The organism is Psychrobacter pygoscelis, assembly GCF_004335015.1.
Classification (GTDB): Bacteria; Pseudomonadota; Gammaproteobacteria; order Pseudomonadales; family Moraxellaceae; genus Psychrobacter; species Psychrobacter pygoscelis.
On sequence record NZ_RQRU01000002.1, the window covers coordinates 626,417 to 650,231 of the forward strand.

A 23,815-nucleotide genomic window follows, 5' to 3' on the forward strand; every position below is an offset into this window, starting at 1 on the left:
TTGCTATATCTACGCAAACAGAGTACTTATAAATTTCTTCCCAACATCACTGCAACCTTTTTAAATTACCTAAATATATTAGAGACAATATTTATTAATAGGATCTTTAACACTATGCTCTTATCTTAAATTGCTTTCTTTTAAAATTAATCGACTCTCTACTAAGTTTGAATGGCATAGTGAGAAGCTCAGTAGGTGATTGCATACTATCTACTAATATCTTACCCAGTCTATATGATAAGTGATTTTTTATTTTCTCTGCCTCATAAACATCTGTATATTCATCTAATTCAGGTAGATTTTTACTATTATTATTAAAAAATAGATAGTATTCTTTAGCTAACTCAAAAGGTAATTTCACTAACTTTTCAGGAGATTTTGAGTGCTTTACTATTGTTGAACCTAGTCGATAAGGAAGATCTTGTTTAACTCTTTCTGCAGCACCATAATATTTTCTAACTTCAGATTGTGCAGAGTCCAAAGAGTTTAACTCATCATTTTTTTTATCTTCTAAATTCTTATCTCCAATATAATACCTCTCTAGCTCTTCTTGTAATTGATGCATCTGTTTAATTACTATTTCATTTTCATGTTTTAAATCTATATTTTCCTGTTCTAGTATTACATCGTTAGATTTTTGAGTAGATTTTGAGCTTAATTCCTTCTCAATCTCTACAATTTCACTCTTTTTAGACAATAGCTCATTTTTAATCTGCTCGTTTATGTCTATTTGTTGATTAAGATTTTTACTTAATTCATTTATTTTATTATTTAAATTTATGTTGTCTTCTTTAATAGTATTGAGCTCTTCAACGATTGTATTTTTATTGGAATGGACACTAATTAAGGAGGTGACTAAATCCTCTAAAAGTGGCTTTTTAGACTTATAAATTGGATTGCTTGATTTGATAAAAGATTTTTCTAATAACTTATTATAAACTTGAATAGCCTTCGGAAAATATTTCAACAACTCTTCAATAATTAATTTTAACAATGGATCAAGAATATCATCTAATTCCAAAGAGGTAGACGTCGTTGGAATTTGCCAGCCACTTTTTAATAGTAAGGTAGGTTCTCTTTCTATTAAATTATCTTTGAGCTTAGAAAAGTATTTAAATGCCCCTATACCTTCCACAAGTAAGCAATCTTCATTATCCTCATAAAATGTCAATAAATCCTGATGATATTGAGTCCATTCTTCCATAATACTAACAATATCTGATAGTGAGGCGCTTTTAATATTTTGCAATACATATTTAGGGTGATCAAATATTAATATAAAATTTGCTTGTACTTCTATTTGCTTCCAATAGCTTAAAGCAGATAAATTCTTTTCTGACTCCCACCCCCAGTTTTCTAAGTCTAAATTAGCCAACAATAAATCCACTATGATATTATCTGCTAACTTATGATTAGCACCTGATTCTGACCCCTTAGACAATACTTTATCTAAGGTCTCAGTAACTTGATCGCAAGTGAGTTGATGTGTATAACTATTGACTGGCTGGCTAAGCCCTCTTTCGTACATCTTCTCCATCAACACTTTTGAATAAGACGAACGATGACCTACTTGGATAAAAATACTCATAAATAACTCTTGTTTAAGACTGAGATTATATAAAACAATATTACCAATTTAAGAGAATGACTCGCTAGTATAACCCTTAGGATTCTTACTTTGCCATTGCCAAGTATCACGGCACATATCGACGATATTAAGATCTGCACTCCAGTTTAGCAGCTCTTTTGCAAAAGCAGCACTGGCATAACAACTTGCGACATCTCCAGGTCTTCTATCTACAAATTGATAAGGCACATCTACGCCTGTAGACTCAATAAACGCATGAACTAATTCTAATACTGATGTTCCTTTCCCAGTACCAAGGTTGATAGGGAGAAAGCCAATAGCTTGATGATTGACTAAATAGTCTAATGCAGCAACATGACCATTAGCTAAATCTACAACATGAATAAAGTCGCGTACCCCTGTCCCATCTACAGTGTCATAGTCGTTGCCGAATATGCTTAACTGCTTGAGCTTCCCAACAGCAACTTGACTGATATATGGCATCAAATTATTAGGAATATCATTAGGGTCTTCACCGATAAGACCAGACTTATGAGCGCCAACAGGATTAAAGTAGCGCAAGCTTACTATATTCCAAGTTGGATCTGACTGTGCTAGGTCTTCTAATATATATTCAACGGTTAGCTTTGATTGACCATAAGGATTAGTACAAGACCTAGGAGCAGTCTCTACAATAGGAAGGGTTTCAGGATCACCATAGACAGTAGCTGAGGAAGAAAAAACAAAATTTTTGACACTGTATCGTTGCATGACTTCTAGCAAGTTAAGCGTGCCAGTCACATTATTCTTATAATATAGTAGCGGTTTTGCGACGGACTCACCTACTGCTTTGAGACCTGCAAAATGAATAACGGCAAAGAATTCATAAGTCTTAAATACGTGGTCCAATAAGGAATAATCTAATATATCCCCTTCAATAAATTCAATACTTTGACCCACAATACTCTCTACACGATGTAATGCCTCAATACTACTATTGGATAAATTGTCATAGACAACAATGTCGAAACCAGCGTTAATAAGTTCGATACAGGTGTGAGAGCCAATATAACCAACACCGCCAGTGACTAAAATTTTATTCTTCATAAGTATACTTGAGTCAAGTTATAAAAAAACACCCCATTATAGGGGTGTCTCTGTAAAGTTATCAAGGACATATTGCTGCTTAAGTATTACAGAAAGGTAACGACTACCAACCTGTAACTTCTTTAACTTTTTCACCGATTTTTGATGGGTCGCGAGTATAAGCGATGCCAGCATCTTCAAAGGCTTTAAATTTCTCTTCAGCCGTACCTTGGCCACCAGAGATGATCGCACCAGCATGGCCCATACGCTTACCTTTAGGCGCTGTTACACCAGCGATATAACCAACCACAGGTTTGGTAACGTGCTCTTTAATGTAAGCGGCGGCTTCTTCTTCAGCTGTACCACCGATCTCACCGATCAAGACGATAGCTTCAGTTTGTGGATCTTCTTGGAACAGTTTTAAGCAGTCGATTTGGTTCATGCCTGGGATTGGATCACCACCGATACCGATACAAGTAGACTGACCAAAGCCAAGCTTAGTGGTCTGCGCGACGGCTTCATACGTCAAAGTACCAGAGCGTGAGATGATACCGACTTTACCTGGCTGATGGATATGGCCTGGCATAATACCGATTTTGCACTGACCTGGTGTGATGACGCCTGGGCAGTTTGGACCGACCATTTTCACGTCGCCCGCTTGCTCAATGTAGCGTTTGGCTTTTAGCATATCTAGCGTTGGTACACCTTCAGTGATGACCACGACAAGCTTAACGCCCGCGTCTACTGCTTCAACGATTGAATCTAGTACAAATGGTGCTGGTACATAGATAACAGTAGCGTCCGCTTGAGTGGCTTCCATAGCTTCTGCCATGGTATTGAAGACAGGAAGGCCTAGGTGCGTTTGACCGCCTTTACCTGGGGTCACACCGCCGACGATCTTAGTGCCGTATTCAATCGCTTGCTCAGAGTGAAACGTACCGTTTTTACCAGTGAATCCCTGCACCAATACTTTGGTGTCTTTATCAATTAATACACTCATTTATAACTCCTAATTGGTTGCCCTGCCTGACTAGCGGCTAGGGCTTATATATTCTGCAATCAATATTTTGCAAGACTGTTAAAACCGCTATAGTTTACGCTTTTACAGCATCAACGATTTTTTGGGCGGCGTCTGATAGGCCTTGAGCCGAGATGATCTTCACGTCTGATTCTTCTAGTAGTTGTGCGCCTTTCTCAGCGTTGTTACCTTCTAGACGGACGACCACAGGAACTTGAACGTCAACTTCTTTGACCGCAGCGATAATAGCTTCAGCGATCATGTCGCAGCGAACGATACCACCGAAGATGTTGATCAACACCCCTTCAACACTACTGTCTTCTAGGATGATTTTGAACGCTTCAACAACGCGATCTTTAGTTGCTCCGCCGCCTACATCTAGGAAGTTAGCTGGTTTACCGCCATAGAGCTTGATGATGTCCATGGTGGCCATTGCAAGACCAGCACCATTGACCATACAGCCGATGTTACCTTCTAGAGCGACGTAGTTTAGGTCAAATTCAGAGGCTTTTAGCTCACGCTCGTTTTCTTGTGATTTGTCACGAAGATCAGCGATTTTAGCTTGACGGAATAAGGCATTTGAGTCGATACCGATTTTGCCATCAACACAAGCAAGCTCACCGTTTTCACGAATGGCCAGCGGGTTGATTTCAATCATTTCGATATCATTTTCGATAAAGGCTTTATAAGCGCCAGTCATCAATTTAACGAATTGATTGATCTGTTTGCCTTCTAGACCAAGTTTGAAGCCCATTTCGCGAGCTTGATAAGGCTGAAGACCGACCAATGGGTCAACTGTAACATTGAAGATCTTCTCTGGTGTTTCTTCTGCTACCTTTTCAATCTCAACACCACCTTCTGTAGAGGCCATGAAGGTAATGCGGCGAGATGAACGATCGACAACTGCACCAAGGTACAATTCATTCTGTACAGGATACATGTCTTCTGCGACTAATACGAAGTTGACTGGCTGACCTTCAGCATCAGTCTGGTAAGTCACTAAGTTTTTACCGATTAATTCTTCTGCGATTTGCTTAGCTTCTTCACGAGTCTTAGCGATTTTTACGCCGCCTGCTTTACCACGGCCGCCGGCATGAACCTGCGCTTTGATGACCGCCATGTCCGTTGGCGTTTTGTCAAATGCTGCTGCGGCTTCATCGCCATTATGAGCAATAATCCCTTTTTGAATAGGTAAGCCATAGCTTTCTAATAATAGTTTTGCTTGGTATTCATGTAAATTCATTGAATAAGTCCTTGTTGTTAGTACTCACACTCACAGCTTAATTGGTTTTATAAGCTGCTAAGGGTAAGTTAAGAAGAAATAGTAATAATACGCCTACCAAGTAAGACAGAGTCACAACCTCAAAACTGTCTTAAACTTGGCAAGGCGTTAACACTTTAAACTTTATATTACTTACGTTTTTTGCGCTGAATAGCATGAATCGCTCGGCCATCTGCTGACAAGGCAGCTTCATGAACCGCTTCAGAGATTGTAGGATGCGCAAAGGTCATGAGTTGTAGGTCTTCAATACTTGAAACGAACTCCATTGCGATCATACCTTGATGCACGATATCACCAGCACCCGCTGAGATAGCATGCATACCTAATAAGCGATCAGTCTTCGCATCTGCGACGACTTTAATAAAGCCTTGACCTTCACCTTGCGCTAGTGCACGGCCATTAGCGGCTAGGCTAAATGAGCCTGACTTAACGTCATAGCCTTGATCTTTAGCTTCTTGCTCGTTAAGACCTACCCAAGCAATCTCTGGGTGAGTATAGATGACATTGATAATCGTGTCATAATTGACCTGAGGCTTCTCACCATGGATGCGCTCGACCGCCATCATGCCCTCTTCCATCGCTTTGTGCGCAAGCATTGGGCCACGGACCAAGTCACCGATAGCATAGACACCATCTTGGCTGGTCTTGCATTGCTCATTGACGTCCACTAAGCCGCGATCTGTGAGTTTGATACCACAGTCATCAGCCAATAGCTTTTCTGAATAGGCGCGGCGACCAACACAAACGATTAGCTTATCAAAGCTCTCATCAGATGTTTCGCCATCTTTTTCACTAGTGACGACCACTTGACCATCTTTCACTTCAGCATTGGTCACTTTGGTATTGACGCGGATGTCTAAGCCTTGCTTTTTAAATAACTTGCCTGCTTCTTTAGCCACATCTTTATCTGCCGCAGCTAGGAACTCTGGTAAAGCTTCATATACTACGACTTCAGCGCCAAGACGACGCCAAACTGAACCAAGCTCTAGACCAATGACCCCAGCACCGATTACACCCAAACGCTTAGGCACTTCAGTGAAGTCTAAGGCACCAGTAGAATCGACGATATGCTCGCCGTCAGTTTTCGCTACTGGAATCTCAATAGGTACTGAGCCTGAAGCCAAGATAACGTACTTAGCAGTAATGGTGGTCTCAGATTCGTCTTCAAGCGCGGTAAATTTAACTTTTTTATCGCTGCCCTTAGCGTCTACTAGCGTACCCCAGCCTTGTAGCCAATCTACGCCATTGCCTTTAAGCAGCATAGCAACGCCGCCAGTAAGCTGCTTGACGATAGCTTCTTTACGCTCGAGCATCTTGGCAACATCAATGCTAACTTCGCCAGTTGAGATACCGTGGTCAGCCAGTTCATGCTGCGCTGCTTCATAACGATGCGACGACTCTAAAAGGGCCTTTGACGGGATACAGCCTACGTTTAAGCATGTACCACCAAGCGCAGGTTCGCCTTTATAAACGCGCTTGTCAATACAAGCGACACTCATACCAAGTTGACCAGCACGGATAGCGGCTTCATAACCACCAGGGCCACCGCCAATCACTACTAAATCATAATTATCTTTCATAGTTCTACCCACTGTTTATAAGAATGAGAAATGTAATAAAAATAATTGAACTTATAATATCGAAAGCATATTAATGCAAAAAGCTTGTATCAACTATCGCCGATACAAGCCTTGTGACCTTATAGGTCAAGTAATAGCAGAGTTGGGTCTTCGACCAATTCTTTGATAGTCACCAAGAACTGCACAGCATCTTTACCATCAACCATTCGGTGATCATAAGATAATGCCAAGTACATCATAGGTAGGATGACCACTTCACCATTGACAGCCATTGGGCGCTCGTTGATAGCATGCATACCCAAAATAGCGGTCTGCGGTGGATTCAAGATTGGCGTCGACATCAGTGAGCCGAATACCCCACCATTAGTAATGGTGAACGTACCACCAGTCATCTCTTCTAGAGTCAACTTACCATCGCGTGCTTTACCCGCGAATTCACGGATGCCGCTCTCAACGTCCGCCATGCTCATGCGGTCAGTGTCACGAAGTACAGGCACGACCAAACCACGGTCTGAAGATACAGCCACACCAACATCATAGTAGCCATGATAAACAATGTCATCACCATCGATAGAGGCGTTCACTGCTGGGAAGCGCTTAAGGGCTTCGGTAGCTGCTTTGACAAATAGCGACATAAAGCCTAGTCGCGTGCCATGACGCTTCTCAAACTGATCTTTATACTTGCTACGCATGTCCATGAGCGGCTTCATGTTCACTTCATTGAAGGTGGTGAGCATGGCTGTTTCTTGTGTCGCAGACAATAGACGCTCAGCGACGCGCTTACGAAGACGCGTCATTGGCACGCGTTTTTCAGTACGTTCACCGACAGACTCAGCTACAGGTCGGCCACTATCAGATTTGATAGAGCTGTCCGCTTTTAGGGTTGGGCTGGCCATATCTGCTTTGGTCACGCGGCCATTACGACCACTGCCTTGAACATTTTTTGGATCAACACCAGACTCTTTAGCCGCTTTACGAACTGCTGGGCTTTGGTCTTTATGATCAGCTTCAGCCTGATCACCTTGGCTTGGCTGTCCGCCATCAGTCTGTTGTTTTTTCTCTACAGGAGCAGCGACTCCTTTAGGATCAATAGTGGTGTCGGCATTGGCTTCATCGTTACTTTCTGAACCAGCGCTATCAGCGGTAGCACCAGCTTCAAACTCACCGATTAGCTCGTCTGATAGTACGGTGTCATCCACTTGTTTAACGATTTTGGTGACGACACCATCATCAGGGGCAACAACCTCTAATACAACTTTATCGGTTTCAATCTCAGCTAGTACATCATCACGACTTACTTGCTCGCCTTCGCTAACGTGCCATTCTACGATGGTACCGTCTGCTACTGACTCTGGAAAGACTGGGGCTTTAATCTCAGCCATGGAATGACTCCTTATGATATAAATTTTTATATATGGTGAAATTTGGCAGCACAATATTTTTAGATAAATAAAGGCAATTTAATTGGGTCACTATGTAATTCAACCACGTAATACGGCCACTTTTTACTTAGATCATATTTACTTAAGCTATTCTGAGCAACCACGTCAGGCATAATCTTTGACCCATCGATGGTGAGCTAAAATCAACCCACCATCGACTACTTCTTTAGGTCATTTTACTTTATACCAGCTGATCGACACTGACGCCTAAGCCGCCTGCAACAAGATTGCGCTGCTGCTGCGCGTGAATCTTCGGTGAGCCAGTCGCTGGTGCAGCTGAGGCTGGACGAGCAACAGGATCGACCACTTTAGCGCGAGTTGGGTGCGGCACGACAATGCGGAACATGTGCGGTGCTAAGTAATACCAAGCGCCCTGATTCAATGGCTCTTCTTGTGTCCAGACGATCTGTTCGAGGTTTGGATACTTTTCAAACTCTTGGATTAGGCGAGCTTCTGGCAGTGGATACAGCTGCTCAATACGGACGATAGCGACATGCTCAAGACCAAGCTCACGACGCTGCTCCAGTAAGTCATAGTAGACCTTACCGCCGCATAGGACTAGACGAGTCACCTTGTCATTGTCCATTTTATCCACTTCTGGCAATACCGTCTCAAACTTACCATTGGCTAGCTCTTCAAGCGCGGAGGTCGCTAGCTTATGACGTAGCAAGCTCTTCGGTGACATCACAATAAGAGGCTTACGAATAGGTCTGACTGCCTGACGACGTAGGGCATGGAATATCTGGGCTGGTGTCGTGGGCGTAATCACCTGCATATTATCTTCTGCGCAAAGCTGCAAGAAGCGCTCCAAGCGAGCAGATGAATGCTCAGGACCCTGCCCTTCAAAGCCATGCGGCAATAGCATCGTTAGACCGCAGACGCGCTGCCATTTGGTCTCACCGCTAGAGATAAATTGATCGATAACCACTTGGGCGCCGTTAACGAAATCACCAAACTGCGCTTCCCAGATAATCAGTGCTTTTGGCACGGTAGTAGCGTAGCCATACTCAAAGGCCAGTACGGCTTCTTCTGATAGCAATGAATTATAGGTAGCAAAGCGTGATTGGTTCTCACTTAGATGTGACAATGGCACGTACATGCTGCCATCATTCATATTGTACAGCTCGCTATGACGATGCGAGAATGTACCACGGCCCACGTCCTCACCGGTGATGCGTACCAGATAGTTGTCGTCGACCAAGCTGGCATAAGCCAACGTCTCAGCCGCGCCCCAGTTCAGTGGCTCTTCGCCAGTCTGCATAGCAAGGCGCTGTTCCACGACTTTTTGAACTTGGCGCTGAAGCTTGAAGCCTTCTGGCAGCTCTGCCATGCGGCGACCATAAGCTTTTAGCTTATCAATATCGACACTAGTGTCCCAGTCATCTTCTAGCTCATGACCTAGATAAGGGCTCCAGTCCACATAAAGGTCTGGATTTGGCTCACGAACGAGCGCGCTGGCGACATACTCGCCTTTGTCTAACGACTCACGATATTCGTCTTCTAGATTCTTTTCTTGCTCGCTATCGATAATGCCTTCGTCAATTAATTTCTTGGCATATAGAGCGCGGGTTGAAGGTAGCTTTTTGATGACAGAATACATCAGTGGCTGGGTAGCAGACGGCTCATCTGCTTCGTTATGACCGTTACGGCGATAGCAGAAGAGGTCGATCACGATGTCTTTATGGAACTTCTGACGGTAATCTAAGGCCAACTGCGCCGCAAACACCACCGCTTCAGGATCATCACCATTAACGTGCAAGATTGGCGCATGCACCATTTTTGCGACATCAGTACAGTATTCAGTAGAGCGTGCATCTTCTTGGCGGCTGGTGGTGAAGCCAACTTGGTTGTTGATGACGATATGGAGCGTGCCGCCTGTTGAGTAAGCGCGAGTTTGTGACATCTGGAAGGTCTCTTGCACCACACCTTGACCTGCAAACGCGGCATCACCATGCACAACAATCGGCAACACAAGGTTACCTGAGGTATCTTGGCGACGCACTTGACGCGCGCGCACTGACCCTTCTAATACAGGCGAGACAATCTCCAAATGCGACGGGTTAAAGGCGAGGGCCAAGTGCGCCTCTCCACCTGGGGTCATGACATTTGATGAATAGCCGTTGTGATACTTCACATCGCCTGAGCCTTTTTCAGGCTGCACTTTACCATCAAATTCGTCAAAAAGATCCGCAGGGTTTTTACCAAGGATATTCACCAAAAGGTTCAAACGTCCGCGGTGGGCCATACCGATGACCATCTCTTTAGTACCGCCACTACCAGCGCGCTGAATCAGCTCATTGACTGCTGGGATGAAACTTTCCCCGCCTTCAAGACCAAAACGTTTTACCCCAGTATACTTACGGGCCAAATACTTCTCTAGACCTTCAGCAGCGGTAAGACGCTCTAAGATAGAACGTTTTTTGTCATCGTCAAATTTGATATAACCTAGATTTTCTTCTAGGTATTTCTCCATCCAGCTTTTTTCTTCAGCCGTGGTCACGTGCATATATTCAACACCAAGATGGCGGCAGTATACCCGCTCCATGATGTCGATAATCTCTTTGAGTGACGCTTCAGATTTACCAATATTTAAGTCACTGGTAGGAAAGACGGTGTCAAGATCAGCTTCAGACAATCCGTGAAAAGCTAAGGTCAAATCTTCAACCTCTGCGCGTGGATGCAGGCCTAATGGGTCAAGCTGAGCTCGGCGATGACCGCGGCGGCGGTAAGCAGAGATAAGTTTTTGCACCCCCATCTGTTTGGGATCTGCCTGTGAGGAAGTACTGGCAGCGGCAGGAGCGCCTTTATTGGCTGATTGATTGCGGGCAAGTAATAAAAACTGATCTTGAATGGCATTGTGTAGCGCGTCATTATCACTTTCATATTGTTTGAAGTAACTTTGCCACTGGCTATCAACACTTTCAGGGTCTGTTAAATACTGTTCGTAGAGGGCTTCAATATAGCTGGCGTTATCTGCTGACAACTCAGTAAGCGCAGACGTTGCAGCGTCATTAGTGATTGTAGTCATAGTATTTTCTATTTGGATTGAGTGAAGAGAGTGTACAGTTTGATATTTAAAAATAAATGAATAGGTTAATTTTAAAGGCTATGGTCACGGTTGAATGTAGGCTATCCGTAACCTATCGTCATTCCATTAGCTCGATGATTGAGCGTTAGACTCGAGGACTTTTCTAGCCTTTATCATCTCGCTACCTTTTTACTGACAATTATTGCTCTACAGCTACCTATTATCCTATGTAAATTTTATAACTAGCCACTTCATAAATGGTTACTTTATAAATAACTACGTTATTGTGCCGTAATTGTCATCAGTTATACAAGTTACATAGATTACATAAGGTATATAGTTAATTATTGGGAATCACTGGCTGTTATTTCAACTATATTTACATAACCACCTTGACATCACAACCATGTGGTAACTATTCAATAACCAAGCGATAACCTTGCAATAATCGGTCCTATTTCCATACTGCTCGATAGAGTAACATGTCAAAAAAACTCACCATAGTTTGTTTGCTCAATAGTTAGTATTTACCTAGTAAATAATCGTCATCATGCCGACGACTTTTTATCATACTCACTAGCAAGCTCTAAATACGGTCTAAAATTGCAATACTTATTGACCCCTACCGTGATTAACTCTTATAAAAAATGCCCTTATCAGTTGATAAAGGCACAATAAGTGAATTATTAAACAATAGCGTCGCTCATTAAGTCCACTAGCCCGCGAGATCAATCAAGAGATTACGTAGATGACCAATAGCGCGGGTCGGGTTCAAGCCTTTAGGACAGACACTGACACAGTTCATGATGCCGCGGCAACGGAATAAGCTGAACGGATCATCAAGACGGGCCAATCGGGCTTGAGTGTCACTATCGCGGCTATCAGCAACGAAGCGATAAGCGTTAAGTAGTGCTGACGGTCCTAAGAATTTATCAGGGTTCCACCAGAATGAAGGGCAAGACGTCGAGCAGCAAGCACACAAGATACACTCATATAACCCATTAAGTCTTTCACGCTCTTCTGGCGTCTGTAGACGCTCAGTCGGTGGCGCTGGCTGATCATTAATGAGATAAGGATGGATCTTTTCGTATTGCTCATAAAACTGATTCATGTCGACCACAAGATCACGAACAACCGGCAATCCTGGTAGTGGACGAATGGTAATCTTCTCCGGCAAAGTATTCATGTTGATAAGACATGCCAGACCGTTTTTACCATTAATATTCATACCATCTGAGCCACAAATCCCTTCGCGGCACGAGCGGCGAAAAGTTAGCGTCTCATCTTGCTTTTTAAGGCGTAATAGTACGTCAAGCAGCATTCGATCAGAGTCTAATAACTCGATTGAATAGGTCTGCATGTAAGGGGCTGCGTCCTTATCAGGATCGTAGCGATAAATCTCGATGGTGCGAGTACCTCGGCTCATAGTGCTTAACTCCACACGGCGGTGTCGACTGGCTGGCAATTTTGGTGAGCCTTAGTCTATATTCTCTTATAAACCAAGGCCTCATTGCGGGCGAGCGTCCACCAATAATAAAAGGGGATTCGTCATTGCTCCCAGTTATTAGTGAATAACCTGAGCAGATGACGTTAACATTGTTATCTAGCTGCTGTTAGCTTAATCTATCAGTAGCTTAATCAAGCAAAATTAATATACGCGAACTTTAGGCTCGACATAGTCTACTGTTAGTGGGCTCTTACGAACTGGCTTATAGATAATTCGGTTGTCGCTTGAATACCATAGAGTATGCTTCATCCAGTCACGATCATTTCGACCGTTTGGAGCATAATCATCGTCCTCTGGGCGATCGTAATCTAACACAGTATGCGCGCCGCGGCACTCATGACGATTGGCTGCTGATAGCATAGTCGCTTTGGCAACCTCATATAAGTTCGCTACTTCTAAAGCTTCAATTCGAGCAGTGTTAAACACTTGAGACTTGTCGTCAAGGTGGATGTTTTCGACCTTTTCCCCGAGTGCCAAGATTTTTTGTACGCCCTCATCCATAAGCTCTTGCGTTCTAAAGACGCTGGCATGCTTTTGCATCGTAGCACGAATCTCATCCGCCACTTCTTGAGCGTTATGACCGCTAGTAGACTGCTGAAGCTTGTTCAAGCGGCCCATTGTATAGTCAAGTACTCGTGGATCGAGTGGCTTATACGTATGATCAGCTTGATGATACTCATCAACAATGTGCTTACCGGCAGCGCGGCCAAAGACCACAAGGTCAAGTAGTGAGTTAGTACCTAGACGGTTTGCACCGTGGACACTCACGCAAGCACACTCACCAATAGCATATAGACCTTTGATCACTTTGCCTTCAGCATATAAGCCTTCTTCATCTGTACCCGCTTCAAGATCTGGAACCACTACCTGACCATGAATATTGGTTGGGATACCGCCCATCATGTAGTGGATAGTCGGGATAACGGGGATAGGCTCTTTGGTGATATCGACGTTGGCGAAGTTTTTACCAATCTCGAATACAGATGGCAAGCGCTTCATAATCGTCTCAACCCCTAAGTGGGTCATGTCCATGACGATATACTCACCATTAGGACCACAGCCGCGGCCTTCTTTGATCTCTTGGTCCATAGAACGTGAGACGAGATCACGTGGTGCCAAGTCTTTGACCGTTGGCGCATAACGCTCCATGAATGCTTCACCATCTTTGTTACGCAAGATAGCACCCTCACCGCGGCAACCTTCGGTGAGGAGTACACCTGCACCGGCGACGCCTGTTGGGTGGAATTGCCAAAATTCCATATCTTGCAGTGGAATACCCGCACGTACCGCCATACCCAGACCGTCACCAGTATTGATATAGGCATTGGTAGAAGCGGTGAAGATACGACCTGCACCGCCCGTTGCTAGTACCGTAATTGGCGATTGGAATACCGCAATAGCGCCAGTCTCTTGTTCGATAGCAACGACGCCATTGATGTTACCTGATTCATCCTTGATAAGGTCAAGGGCAATCCATTCGATAAAGAACTGTGCACCTTGTTGCAGGTTTTTTTGATAGAGCGTATGCAGTAGAGCATGACCTGTTCGGTCAGCAGCGGCGCAAGCACGTTGAACAGCTTTTTCACCGTAATTTGAAGTGTGACCACCAAAAGGACGTTGGTAAATAGTACCGTCTTCATTACGGTCAAATGGCATGCCCATGTGCTCAAGCTCATAGACGACTTTTGGTGCTTCACGGCACATATACTCGATGGCGTCTTGATCGCCAAGCCAATCTGAGCCTTTTACTGTGTCATAAAAGTGAAAGTGCCAGTTGTCATTACTCATGTTACCAAGGCTGGCACCGATGCCGCCCTGCGCTGCAACAGTATGCGAGCGGGTGGGGAATACTTTGGTGATAACGGCAACTTTCATGCCCGCTTCGGCAAGCTGTAGCGAGGCGCGCATGCCTGAGCCGCCACCACCAACGATGACCGCATCAAAGTTTAAAGTCTTGATATTACTAATAGTATTGTCTTGTCTAGTAGCCATGACGATTTCCTAATGAATACAAAATAAGGGCTGTAAGGTCTATCCAAGTCGTCGCTATTACTGTCGTCTTATGAGCGCTTTATGACGCATTAAAGTCGGCTTATAAAGGCCTATTTATTAAGACGCATTGGATAGACGTATACTTACTGCTCGTGGGACTGAAGGTAATAGATGAATCACTGCTTAATTAATTAGCTCACTATTAAGTGACAATGACAGTATTCACACCTAGGCCCCAAAAAATCATGATGCCCCAGAATAGGTAGACCAAGATAGCGATAATCATGGCCGCTTGTAGTATTAATCGCCATGCTGACGCTGCGGTACCAAGCTTACCTTTGGTAATATAGTCGGTAAATACGGTCCACATCCCAACCCATGCGTGGCCAGCAAGAGCAAGGATTGCTACCAAGCTAAATATACGCATTGGTAAGCTCATCATGAAGTTTACCCACTCTACATAAGTCACATGGCCATGGGTCAAAAAGAAGCCTAATAATACGAGACTATAGACAGCAAGTACGATCGCGCTCAGACGTTGAACGATCCAATCGCGTGAGCCTGATCCTGTTAGACCAGTGGCGCTTTTGATTCCTGAATCATTTTTTATCATTAGAACATCACCCATACGAAGGATAAGACAATTAAGACAGCGGCGATTGCTAAGCTCACAAACGAAGCCATTCGGCCTGATTTAAGCTCTTCATTGAATCCCATATCCGCAAATAAATGCTTGACGCCCATGACAAAATGATAGGCAATCGACGCTACAAATATCCAAGCAACAAAGCGAACTGCAATATTGTCAAATACGACGGCAAAACTTTCAGGCGAGGCCAAGGATCTCTGTAACAACCAGAGCATGACAGGAATAAGTAGGAATAGAAAAATTCCAGAGATGCGATGTAAAATAGAAGCTATCGCAATAGGTGATTTAGCATTGACGCTAATCACTTGACTTAAAGGTAGATTAATCGGTCGGTTGCTTTTCACAGCGGGCATCCTTTTTGCGGTTATGACGCTTATGCTAAAAAGAAATTTGGCAACTAAAATTTAGGCCAAATAATTTCTTAATCATCGCACAAGAGACGAATAGTGTAAGGAAGAGCTAGCTGACTTCGCTAAGATAATATATTACGTGTATATAATCAGGCAGTCATATTCTACCGTTATCATCACTCTGTAATGAGCCTTTTTCCCAACCTGCAATTAATCAATACTAATAAGCAGCAGAGAAGACACATCAGCTTAGAGCGTATAAATATCGGCAATCATTTATAAAGACTCACATTTATGAACAATCAGATTAACGAGACCTTAGACTACAAAAATCTTAGGCCGCGTCATCATACTACAATATCAGTACTGAATGACTTGAAGTCATAACATAACGCTCGTTCAATACTCAGTATCCCCTATTTAACCTAGGGCAAACTGACGCACATAAATTCATAAGTCTATATCAGGCACTAGTATATGCCCAGTGGCATCTCTAGCCCTAAGCACTTGTGATGATTCAAGTAACAGCCTATATAAGCAAACACTTGATACAAAGCTGAACTATATGAGTCTTTAGTTATCAACTACTCATAGATAGGGTTATCTTAAAATAATTGAATAACACACTACATAAACATAGCCTAGTAAACAAGGCGTAATATTGGCTAAACGGCGTTTAAGCGCAGTGGCTTAAACTCAAGGGATACCTTAGTTTATCAGCACCTGTTTAGCATTCACTAGCACCATACTAGATACTAATCACTTGCTGACTTTAATACTACCCTTTGGAGGTAGGCCGACCTTCCCTAGCTGGTCTGTATCGACTACCTGACCCTGTAACCCGCCAGACAATACAACCAACAATAAACTTGCGCATTGCTAGTCACTGGTACACCCAATACAGCCTAGGTCACCTTATTGCTGACACTCTATCGTCAGGATAAAGCCAGTTTGATGATCAAACTAACACTTAATAATTTACCAATTATAAAAGGGCTGACGCCTAATTACAAATATATTACCCAAACTTTCTATATAATTAGCGTTACTGTAACTGCTTGTATTATTCCTTAAATGACAACTTAAGTCTAAACTCCTAATAATCCTATAGTATCAATGCACTTGCAGATTTCTACCTCGGTAAGGTTAGCTATAAGTGAGTATCCTGAATTAACGTCACACAGCTAAGGCTCTATAGAAGCTTTACGGCTCTAGTCATGCACTGAGACAAGCTAAGACTGTTATTTTGTAGCTCTAAATGCGTTTTACACTAGGCTCAAGATACGACATTAATAAAAAAACTAATTCTAGCCTAATAAAAATGTATCAAAATGTTATCAAATCGAACGCCTCTATTAAGGGTTTTCACAGATAATTGCTGACCGCTTTTAGAGCTAAAACTCTATCATTAGGCTAGCTGAGCCTAACGACTATCTACTACTATAGTACCGTTCCTTATCCATGTTATTGTCTTTACTTGTTGTAAGGATATGCTTTAAGACGCTTGATTATCCTTAAGTTATATCTCTAGCTGTATATAACAGCTTATTTTAAAAGTTATTGCTTTATCGTTAGAATATGTTTGTGATATAAAAGACTGGCTAGTTAAGGTCTATTGTAGAATTAAAGGTGTCCACTAAGGGCGCTCTTAAAGCTATTTGGCCACTCACCTGAGTAAAGATTTCTTTCAAATGGTCGAGAATAACTGGTAATATAGCCAAATCATGTGTTTGCCTATATTTTATGAATAAAGCAAATATTATAGATAAAGTAAGCAGACGTGATGATCAAAGCTCAATTTCCTAAACCCTATGTTATAGTACGGTTGTAAGCCTCATCTTTTTCAATCAGATAATTGCTTTTTAGAAGGCTCTCACAGTCTGGATTGATAAGCCTAGCTATCAATTTACGCTTTTTTTAGTGCTTATAGTGCCTATAAATAGTAGAGGATTATCTGGCTTGATTATAGCGGGTCAGCTTAGCTATTTTGCCGTTCACATTATCTCTATCTATTGTTCAATTTATATTGAATCAGACGACAGGCGATTTACATTTGCTTGGCGATTTTGCAAACCCAACGTTCTTTAACAACAACGAGAGGAATTTATGTCTAACAGTAATGCGACGTTAACCGTCGATGGTAAGGATTACCCACTTCCAATTATTAAGGGAACACTCGGTCGCCCAGTTATTGATGTCGCCGCTTTTCAAGAGGCTGGCTTTTGGACATACGATCCTGGATTTAAAGTGACGGCTCCTGTTGAGTCAAAGATTACCTTTATTGATGGTGGCAAGGGCGAATTATTACATCGCGGCTACCCTATTGATGAGCTTGCTAATAACGCTGAATATCTTGAAGTTTGTTATGCGCTATTGCATGGTGAGCTACCAAATGCAGAGCAAAAGACTGACTTCTATGAGAAGATCCGTAAGCACTCAGGTGTCCACGATCAATTGCGCAGATTCTTTGAAGGCTTCCGCCGTGACGCGCATCCAATGGCTATTATGGTCGGTGTGGTCGGTGCTTTATCTGCCTTCTATCACGACGGCTTAGATGTCAGTGACGAGAAGCATCGTGAGATCACAGCGATCCGTCTTATTGCAAAAATGCCAACGCTTGCTGCCATGAGCTATAAATATTCGCGCGGCGAACCGTTCATGTACCCACGTAATGACTTTAACTACGCGCAAAACTTCTTGTATATGATGTTTGCCACGCCAGCAGATGTCGACTACAAAGACAACCCAGTGTTGTCAAATGCCATGGACAAAATCTTTACTCTTCATGCTGACCATGAGCAAAACGCTTCAACCTCTACCGTCCGTCTTGCAGGCTCTACCGGCGCTAACCCTTATGCGTGTATCGCTGCTGGTATCGCTGCACTTTGGGGCCCATCACATGGCGGTGCGAACGAAGCCGTACTTGAGATGCTTGATGAAATTGGCACCGTCGAGAATGTCGATGAATTCATGGAAAAAGTGAAGCGCAAAGAAGTGAAGCTTATGGGCTTTGGTCACCGCGTTTACAAAAACTTCGACCCACGCGCTAAGGTCATGAAAGAGACTTGTGATGAAGTTCTTGGTGCCCTAGGTATCAACGATCCTAAGCTTGAGCTTGCTATGAAGCTTGAAAAGATCGCTTTAGAAGATCCATACTTTGTCGAGCGTAACCTCTATCCTAACGTCGACTTCTACTCTGGCATCATCCTAAAAGCTATCGGTATCCCAACTTCTATGTTTACCGTTATCTTTGCTCTAGCCCGTACTGCTGGCTGGATCAGCCACTGGTTAGAGATGCACAGCACGCCATTCAAGATTGGCCGTCCACGTCAGCTTTACACTGGTCAAGCTCGCCGTGAGTTCGTTAAGCTTGAAGACCGTAAATAAGCCTTTATAGACAGCTTAATCAAAAAAATCCCGCTAGCCAATAGCGGGATTTTTTATGGGCAGTGTGAATGAATAAAGACTTAGCTAAGCATGGCTCTGTAGCTTTGTTCTATCAATTGGTGAGCTATTAACTCAATAACTTATCCAAAAATTTAATATTAATGAGTTGACACTTTAGCGTGCAAAAGCAACCAACAAGTACTGGCTAGCGAATCCACTCATCGCTCAAACTCCTTTAACATCTTTTCATATTTGGCAATTTGTTCATCATAATCTTTGATAGTGTCATTGAACTTAGCCATTAAGCTTTCAAACTCAGCTTGCTGATCTTGTTTCATGCGCTGCATATCAATTACCTGCTGCGCTTCTATCTGTCGCCAAATCTGCTGCTGCACAATCAATCGTGCCAGTGCCGGGCTTTTATCGTTCAGCTGCTGCGCCAATTGGGGCTGTTCAAACAACTCTGGCAATAAGGTGGTGATATTGATCAGCGTATCGACCTCTTGCGCGGACAAGGCTTGATTAGAATATAGGGCGGCAAAAGCGCTACGATAACGGGCTTTTATCTGCGCTTCATCCAATACTTCAGGAGGCTGCGGCTCTAGACTGACCTTTTTTAGCACTGTTAAATCACGCTTCCCAACCTCAGTGCTAAAGTTCTCTTCTGGCTCCGGTTTATTATCTGCGGAGCTTGGGCTGGTGGTGTCAGTTAACGCCGTATTATCACTAATTTCATCGGTATGTTTATCGTTAGTTGCACTACCATCGCCGTCGCTCGCTGTTAGGTCGTCAGAAGCATCGGCAACTTTAAGAGACTCGTATTCTGCTTGAAGGCGCTGCTGTAGACTGAGCATTTGCGTGACAAACTTTGGCTCGAATTGATCAATCTGTGCTTGTGCAGCCGGACTGGGGGTTACGGCTATTTGCTCAGTAGCACTGTGCCCAGAGCTATCTTGTGCGTCTGCCCCTGCTATCTGGGATGGTGACTCACGCTCTTCAGCGGCTGGTTGGCAGCCACTTAAACTGACTAAGCCAAGCACACCTATTAGCAGCCCGGCGGCAATAGGATGCAATAATGACACTGACGAGGGAAGATCACGACTAATCACGGTCTATTCCTATATTAATTTAGGTAAAGTTGCTAGAAATAACTCTAGCTCCTATCCATATAATGATTACTACAACTATTATGTCCACCATCGACAGCAATGCACCAATAGTTAAAGCACTACTATACTGCTAATCAATAAAAAACATTAATTATCATAAGTCTACGCTATATCAGTAGTATTCACGGATGTATTTTTAGGCGTATCTTTTGCTTGCAAAAAAGGGATACACTGCTGCCAAGGTCGGCAGTCTTGACCACGCTGTTGGCGAGTAAAATAGTCTTGAACCATTCGGGCTTGCTGCTCAATACCATAAGCAAAAAATGGCTTGCCCGCTTCAAAAACATAGCTATAGCGCCGATTCACCAGTGCGCCGCGAACCACTTTCAAGCCTTGTTGCAGCTGCCAGACGTGAGTTAGCTCATGAATAAGCCAACTTTGCTTGCTGAGTGCCTCTTGGCTAAAATCTTCTGTCCAGTCAGCCGGATGAAAGTATATATTGCCATTAGGGCTAACCGCATAGTTTTTGAGCACCCACCATGTCGTCTTTAGCCGTACATCATCTAGACAAATATGGTCGCTAAAAACTGACCGAGCCAGTGCTACCTCTCCTACTGTTAATGCTCGAGATTTACGCGGTGCAAACTTCAGCCGACACTCATTAATCACCGTAGTTATAATTTTTTTTGGCTTAACCTTTGATGTCAAATTTAAAAATGGCATCTTAGTCATCACAATCTCTCCACCCAACTTTACAGGTCGGCTCAACAGGTTTAATAAATGGCATTCTTAAGAGATTAAGTTCATTGTACTGGGTTAATCTTAAGCCAATTTTACTGCCCTTTAGCTGATAAGCGAATAAATAAATATATAAAAGAGTCTATATCAGTACTACACCATTCTGCCAAGATCTCCGTCAAGACATCTGATCTATCATCTAACCCTTCTAGCGCCCTCACAATAGCGCAGCTGTGCATTATAATTGATACGGTTAGCGCTCATAACTCATGGTTTTGCCTTGGGTTTTTGCTAGTAACATAACCTAAATTGCAAATATCGCTGCGGTTACTTAAGCTAGGTGCTGATTAAATTTGCGAACCCCATCGAGTGAACTATGGCTCACCCTTCCCCTGATATGCCCTTAGCTGGACGCATGCGCCCCACGTCGCTTGACGAGGTCATCGGTCAGTCGCACCTCTTAGCACCAGGCGCGCCGCTTAGACGGCTGGTTGAACAAGGTCATCTCCCCTCTTTAATCCTTCATGGTGAGGCCGGAATCGGTAAGACCACCATCGCCATGCTACTTGCTGATGCAGTCGGTCGACCATTTCACGCCTTGTCGGCGCTCAACACCGGCGTCAAGCAGCTGCGTGAGGTTTTGGAAGCTGGTGGTGGCTCAGGGGGGTTGGCGCTTGAATCCCCCGTAGTTTTCATTGATGAGATTCATCGCTTTAATAAAGCCCAACAAGACGCCTTGCTCGGTGCGGTAGAGTCTGGCGACGTTACCTTAATCGGTGCCACCACCGAAAACCCTTCGTTCAGTGTCAATAACGCCTTACTCTCTCGTTGTCAGGTCTATCGTTTAGAGCCGCTCAGCGAATCACACATCGAGACCGTACTGCGCCGAGCTATAGACCATGATATCGTCCTTAAAGAGTATGATATCGAGCTGGTAGCTCAAGACTTTATCAGTCAGTTGGCGCATGGTGACGCCCGAAAAGCGCTTAACCTATTAGAGCTTGCTGTTCAGACCGCCGATCCTAACCAATCGCCTATTATCATCGATCAAGACTTGGTTGCGAGTGTCGCCCAAAGTGCACTGGCTCGCTATGATAAGGATGGCGAGCAACACTATGACATGGTCTCAGCCATGATAAAATCTGTTCGCGGCTCAGATCCTGATGCTGCGCTGTACTGGATGGCAAGAATGCTGGTCGGCGGTGAGCCAGCCGACTTTATCGCTAGGCGTTTGGTCATCTTAGCCAGTGAAGACATTGGTAATGCCAACCCAAATGCCCTACTACTTGCTGACGCGGCATTGAGAAGCGTCCAATCCATCGGTATGCCTGAGGCACGAATTATCTTAGGTCAAGTCGTCGTCTATCTCGCAACCAGTGCTAAGAGTAACAGCACCTATAAAGCCATTAACGCGGCTATGAAGCTGGCTCAATCGGACGCTTCTGCCGTACCCTTACATCTTCGTAACGGTGTGACGTCACTAATGAAGTCACAAGGCTACGGTGCAGGCTATGTCTATCCGCATGATTATCCCAATCACTACTACCCACAGTCGTATCTGCCCGAGCAGCTTCAGGGTACTAGGTTTTACAATTATGCCGATAACAAACGTGAGCAACACAGTCAGCAATTTATGAATTGGCTCAAATCACAAGCCGCTAGCAATGACTAGCTTAGTAGAATTTCACTAATTAAAATGTCCGCAAATAAACTTCTCACCCTATCGTCACTGATTATTAGTGGGCAACAGGACATTAAACCCTTACAATCGACCTAAATTCAACTCACACTAACTTTTATTACTTGCAAATAAAGGTATACCCCAACTAAGAGACTTCCCATGGCATTAAATTCGATCCCTGAAATTATTGATGATATTCGCGCCGGTAAGATGGTTATCTTAATGGATGATGAAGACCGAGAGAATGAAGGCGATCTCATCATGGCCGCTACCCATGTTCGTGCTGAAGATATTAACTTCATGATTACCCACGCCCGTGGCTTGGTATGTCTGACTTTAACAGAAGCGCGCTGTCAGCAGTTGGCCCTACCGCTTATGTCAGACCGTAATGAGGCAAAATTCAGTACTAACTTTACGGTATCTATCGAAGCCGCCGAAGGTGTCACTACCGGCATCTCAGCGGCGGATCGCGCTCGAACGGTTCAAGCAGCAGTGGCCTCAGCGGCCAAGCCTGAAGATATCGTGCAGCCCGGCCATATCTTTCCAATTATGGCGCAAAATGGCGGTGTATTACACCGTGCCGGCCATACAGAAGCCGGCTGTGACTTAGCAAGGCTCGCCGGTTTAGAGCCAGCGGCGGTTATTGTCGAGATTATCAATGCCGATGGTACGATGGCTCGCCGTGATGACTTAGAGAAATTTGCTAAAGAGCACGACCTTAAAATGGGTACCATTGCCGACTTAATCACTTATCGCATTGCTAATGAGCAGACGGTAGAAGAGGTGGAGACCCGAGAGTTTGACACTGAGTTCGGTACCTTCACTCTATATCGTTTTCGTGAATTCGGCGCTGATGAGACCCATCTGGCCTTGGTAAAGGGTGACTTAAGTGCTGGTGTTAGCACTATCCGCGTCCATGGCTTCCACCCATTAAGAGATTTGTTTGCGGCCAATTGTGACGAGACAGGGCGAAGTGGTTGGAGTGTACAAGCGGCTCTAAAAGAGATTAGTGAGTCTGAGCGTGGGGCCTTGGTCTGGATTGGCAATCATAGCCCAATCGATATGGGCGCTGTCTTGGATAAAAGTGCCAGTAATCAGTCTGTAGCCACCATTACCGAGCAGCCTTATCGTAGTATAGGCGTTGGTGCACAGATTTTAAGATATCTTGGTGTTCGTGATATGCGCTTATTGTCCTCACCGATGAAGTTTTATGCGCTATCCGGTTTTGATTTAAACGTTATTGAATTTGTCGCTGCGCCTACTAGCTAACGACGTTATTAAGATGATAAAAAGCGCGGCCTTAAAAGGGCCGCGCTTTTTTGTATTCAGAGATGTTAGCTCTACCTGACGCGTTCCTATCGCTAGTTGCTATCAATGGATGCAATAGTTGCCATAGTCA

The 23,815-nt window shown here is 43.8% G+C and carries 16 protein-coding genes; 3 read left to right on the plus strand and 13 right to left on the minus strand.

Annotated elements, in window-relative coordinates:
* Positions 1-112: 112 nt before the first annotated feature.
* The 11 genes from EGV92_RS07345 to sdhC all read right to left on the minus strand — a co-directional run bounded on the left by EGV92_RS07345 (position 113) and on the right by sdhC (position 15,504).
* Positions 113-1,588, minus strand: a complete 1,476-nt coding sequence (locus EGV92_RS07345; RefSeq protein WP_131668561.1) for a hypothetical protein — start codon at positions 1,586-1,588, stop codon at positions 113-115.
* 48 nt (positions 1,589-1,636) lie between these two features.
* Positions 1,637-2,674: a UDP-glucose 4-epimerase GalE gene (galE, locus tag EGV92_RS07350; RefSeq protein ID WP_131668562.1), complete on the minus strand. Its 1,038-nt coding sequence runs from the start codon at positions 2,672-2,674 to the stop codon at positions 1,637-1,639.
* Positions 2,675-2,777: 103 nt separating this feature from the next.
* Positions 2,778-3,653 carry a succinate--CoA ligase subunit alpha gene (gene sucD / locus EGV92_RS07355; RefSeq protein ID WP_131668563.1) on the minus strand — a complete coding sequence of 292 codons (876 nt, stop codon included), beginning with the start codon at positions 3,651-3,653 and terminating at the stop codon, positions 2,778-2,780.
* A 94-nt stretch (positions 3,654-3,747) separates the two neighbouring features.
* The gene (gene sucC, locus EGV92_RS07360) at positions 3,748-4,914 is read right to left on the minus strand and encodes an ADP-forming succinate--CoA ligase subunit beta (RefSeq protein WP_131668564.1); all 1,167 of its coding nucleotides are present in this window, start codon (positions 4,912-4,914) and stop codon (positions 3,748-3,750) included.
* Between the two features lie 167 nt (positions 4,915-5,081).
* Positions 5,082-6,533, minus strand: coding sequence for a dihydrolipoyl dehydrogenase (gene lpdA, locus EGV92_RS07365; protein WP_131668565.1), 1,452 nt, complete (start codon positions 6,531-6,533; stop codon positions 5,082-5,084).
* A gap of 119 nt (positions 6,534-6,652) precedes the next feature.
* Positions 6,653-7,915 (minus strand): 2-oxoglutarate dehydrogenase complex dihydrolipoyllysine-residue succinyltransferase, encoded by a 1,263-nt coding sequence (gene odhB, locus EGV92_RS07370; protein WP_131668566.1) that lies wholly within the window; start codon positions 7,913-7,915, stop codon positions 6,653-6,655.
* A 241-nt stretch (positions 7,916-8,156) separates the two neighbouring features.
* A complete protein-coding gene (locus EGV92_RS07375) occupies positions 8,157-11,003 on the minus strand; it encodes a 2-oxoglutarate dehydrogenase E1 component (protein ID WP_131668567.1) in 2,847 nt (948 codons plus the stop codon).
* A gap of 715 nt (positions 11,004-11,718) precedes the next feature.
* A complete protein-coding gene (locus EGV92_RS07380; protein WP_131668801.1) occupies positions 11,719-12,429 on the minus strand; it encodes a succinate dehydrogenase iron-sulfur subunit in 711 nt (236 codons plus the stop codon).
* Between the two features lie 222 nt (positions 12,430-12,651).
* Positions 12,652-14,502, minus strand: a complete 1,851-nt coding sequence (sdhA, locus tag EGV92_RS07385) for a succinate dehydrogenase flavoprotein subunit (RefSeq protein ID WP_131668568.1) — start codon at positions 14,500-14,502, stop codon at positions 12,652-12,654.
* A 202-nt stretch (positions 14,503-14,704) separates the two neighbouring features.
* Entirely contained in the window at positions 14,705-15,094 is a 390-nt protein-coding gene (gene sdhD, locus EGV92_RS07390; protein WP_131668802.1) for a succinate dehydrogenase, hydrophobic membrane anchor protein, read from the minus strand.
* Between the two features lie 20 nt (positions 15,095-15,114).
* Positions 15,115-15,504: a succinate dehydrogenase, cytochrome b556 subunit gene (gene sdhC, locus EGV92_RS07395; protein WP_131668569.1), complete on the minus strand. Its 390-nt coding sequence runs from the start codon at positions 15,502-15,504 to the stop codon at positions 15,115-15,117.
* A gap of 2,103 nt (positions 15,505-17,607) precedes the next feature.
* Here sdhC and gltA point away from each other — a divergent pair.
* On the plus strand, positions 17,608-18,888 hold the full coding sequence (gene gltA / locus EGV92_RS07400; protein WP_131668570.1) for a citrate synthase: 1,281 nt from the start codon (positions 17,608-17,610) through the stop codon (positions 18,886-18,888).
* Positions 18,889-19,106: 218 nt separating this feature from the next.
* On the opposite strand, the gene EGV92_RS07405 is transcribed toward gltA, so the two are convergent.
* Both EGV92_RS07405 and EGV92_RS07410 read right to left on the minus strand, forming a co-directional pair.
* Positions 19,107-19,997: a hypothetical protein gene (locus EGV92_RS07405; protein ID WP_131668571.1), complete on the minus strand. Its 891-nt coding sequence runs from the start codon at positions 19,995-19,997 to the stop codon at positions 19,107-19,109.
* A gap of 162 nt (positions 19,998-20,159) precedes the next feature.
* Positions 20,160-20,729 (minus strand): type IV secretion protein Rhs, encoded by a 570-nt coding sequence (locus EGV92_RS07410; protein WP_242678650.1) that lies wholly within the window; start codon positions 20,727-20,729, stop codon positions 20,160-20,162.
* Between the two features lie 382 nt (positions 20,730-21,111).
* On the opposite strand from EGV92_RS07410, the gene EGV92_RS07415 reads away from it, so the two are divergent.
* The gene (locus EGV92_RS07415) at positions 21,112-22,407 is read left to right on the plus strand and encodes a replication-associated recombination protein A (RefSeq protein WP_131668572.1); all 1,296 of its coding nucleotides are present in this window, start codon (positions 21,112-21,114) and stop codon (positions 22,405-22,407) included.
* Positions 22,408-22,575: 168 nt separating this feature from the next.
* On the plus strand, positions 22,576-23,685 hold the full coding sequence (gene ribBA / locus EGV92_RS07420) for a bifunctional 3,4-dihydroxy-2-butanone-4-phosphate synthase/GTP cyclohydrolase II (protein ID WP_131668573.1): 1,110 nt from the start codon (positions 22,576-22,578) through the stop codon (positions 23,683-23,685).
* Positions 23,686-23,815 lie beyond the last annotated feature (130 nt).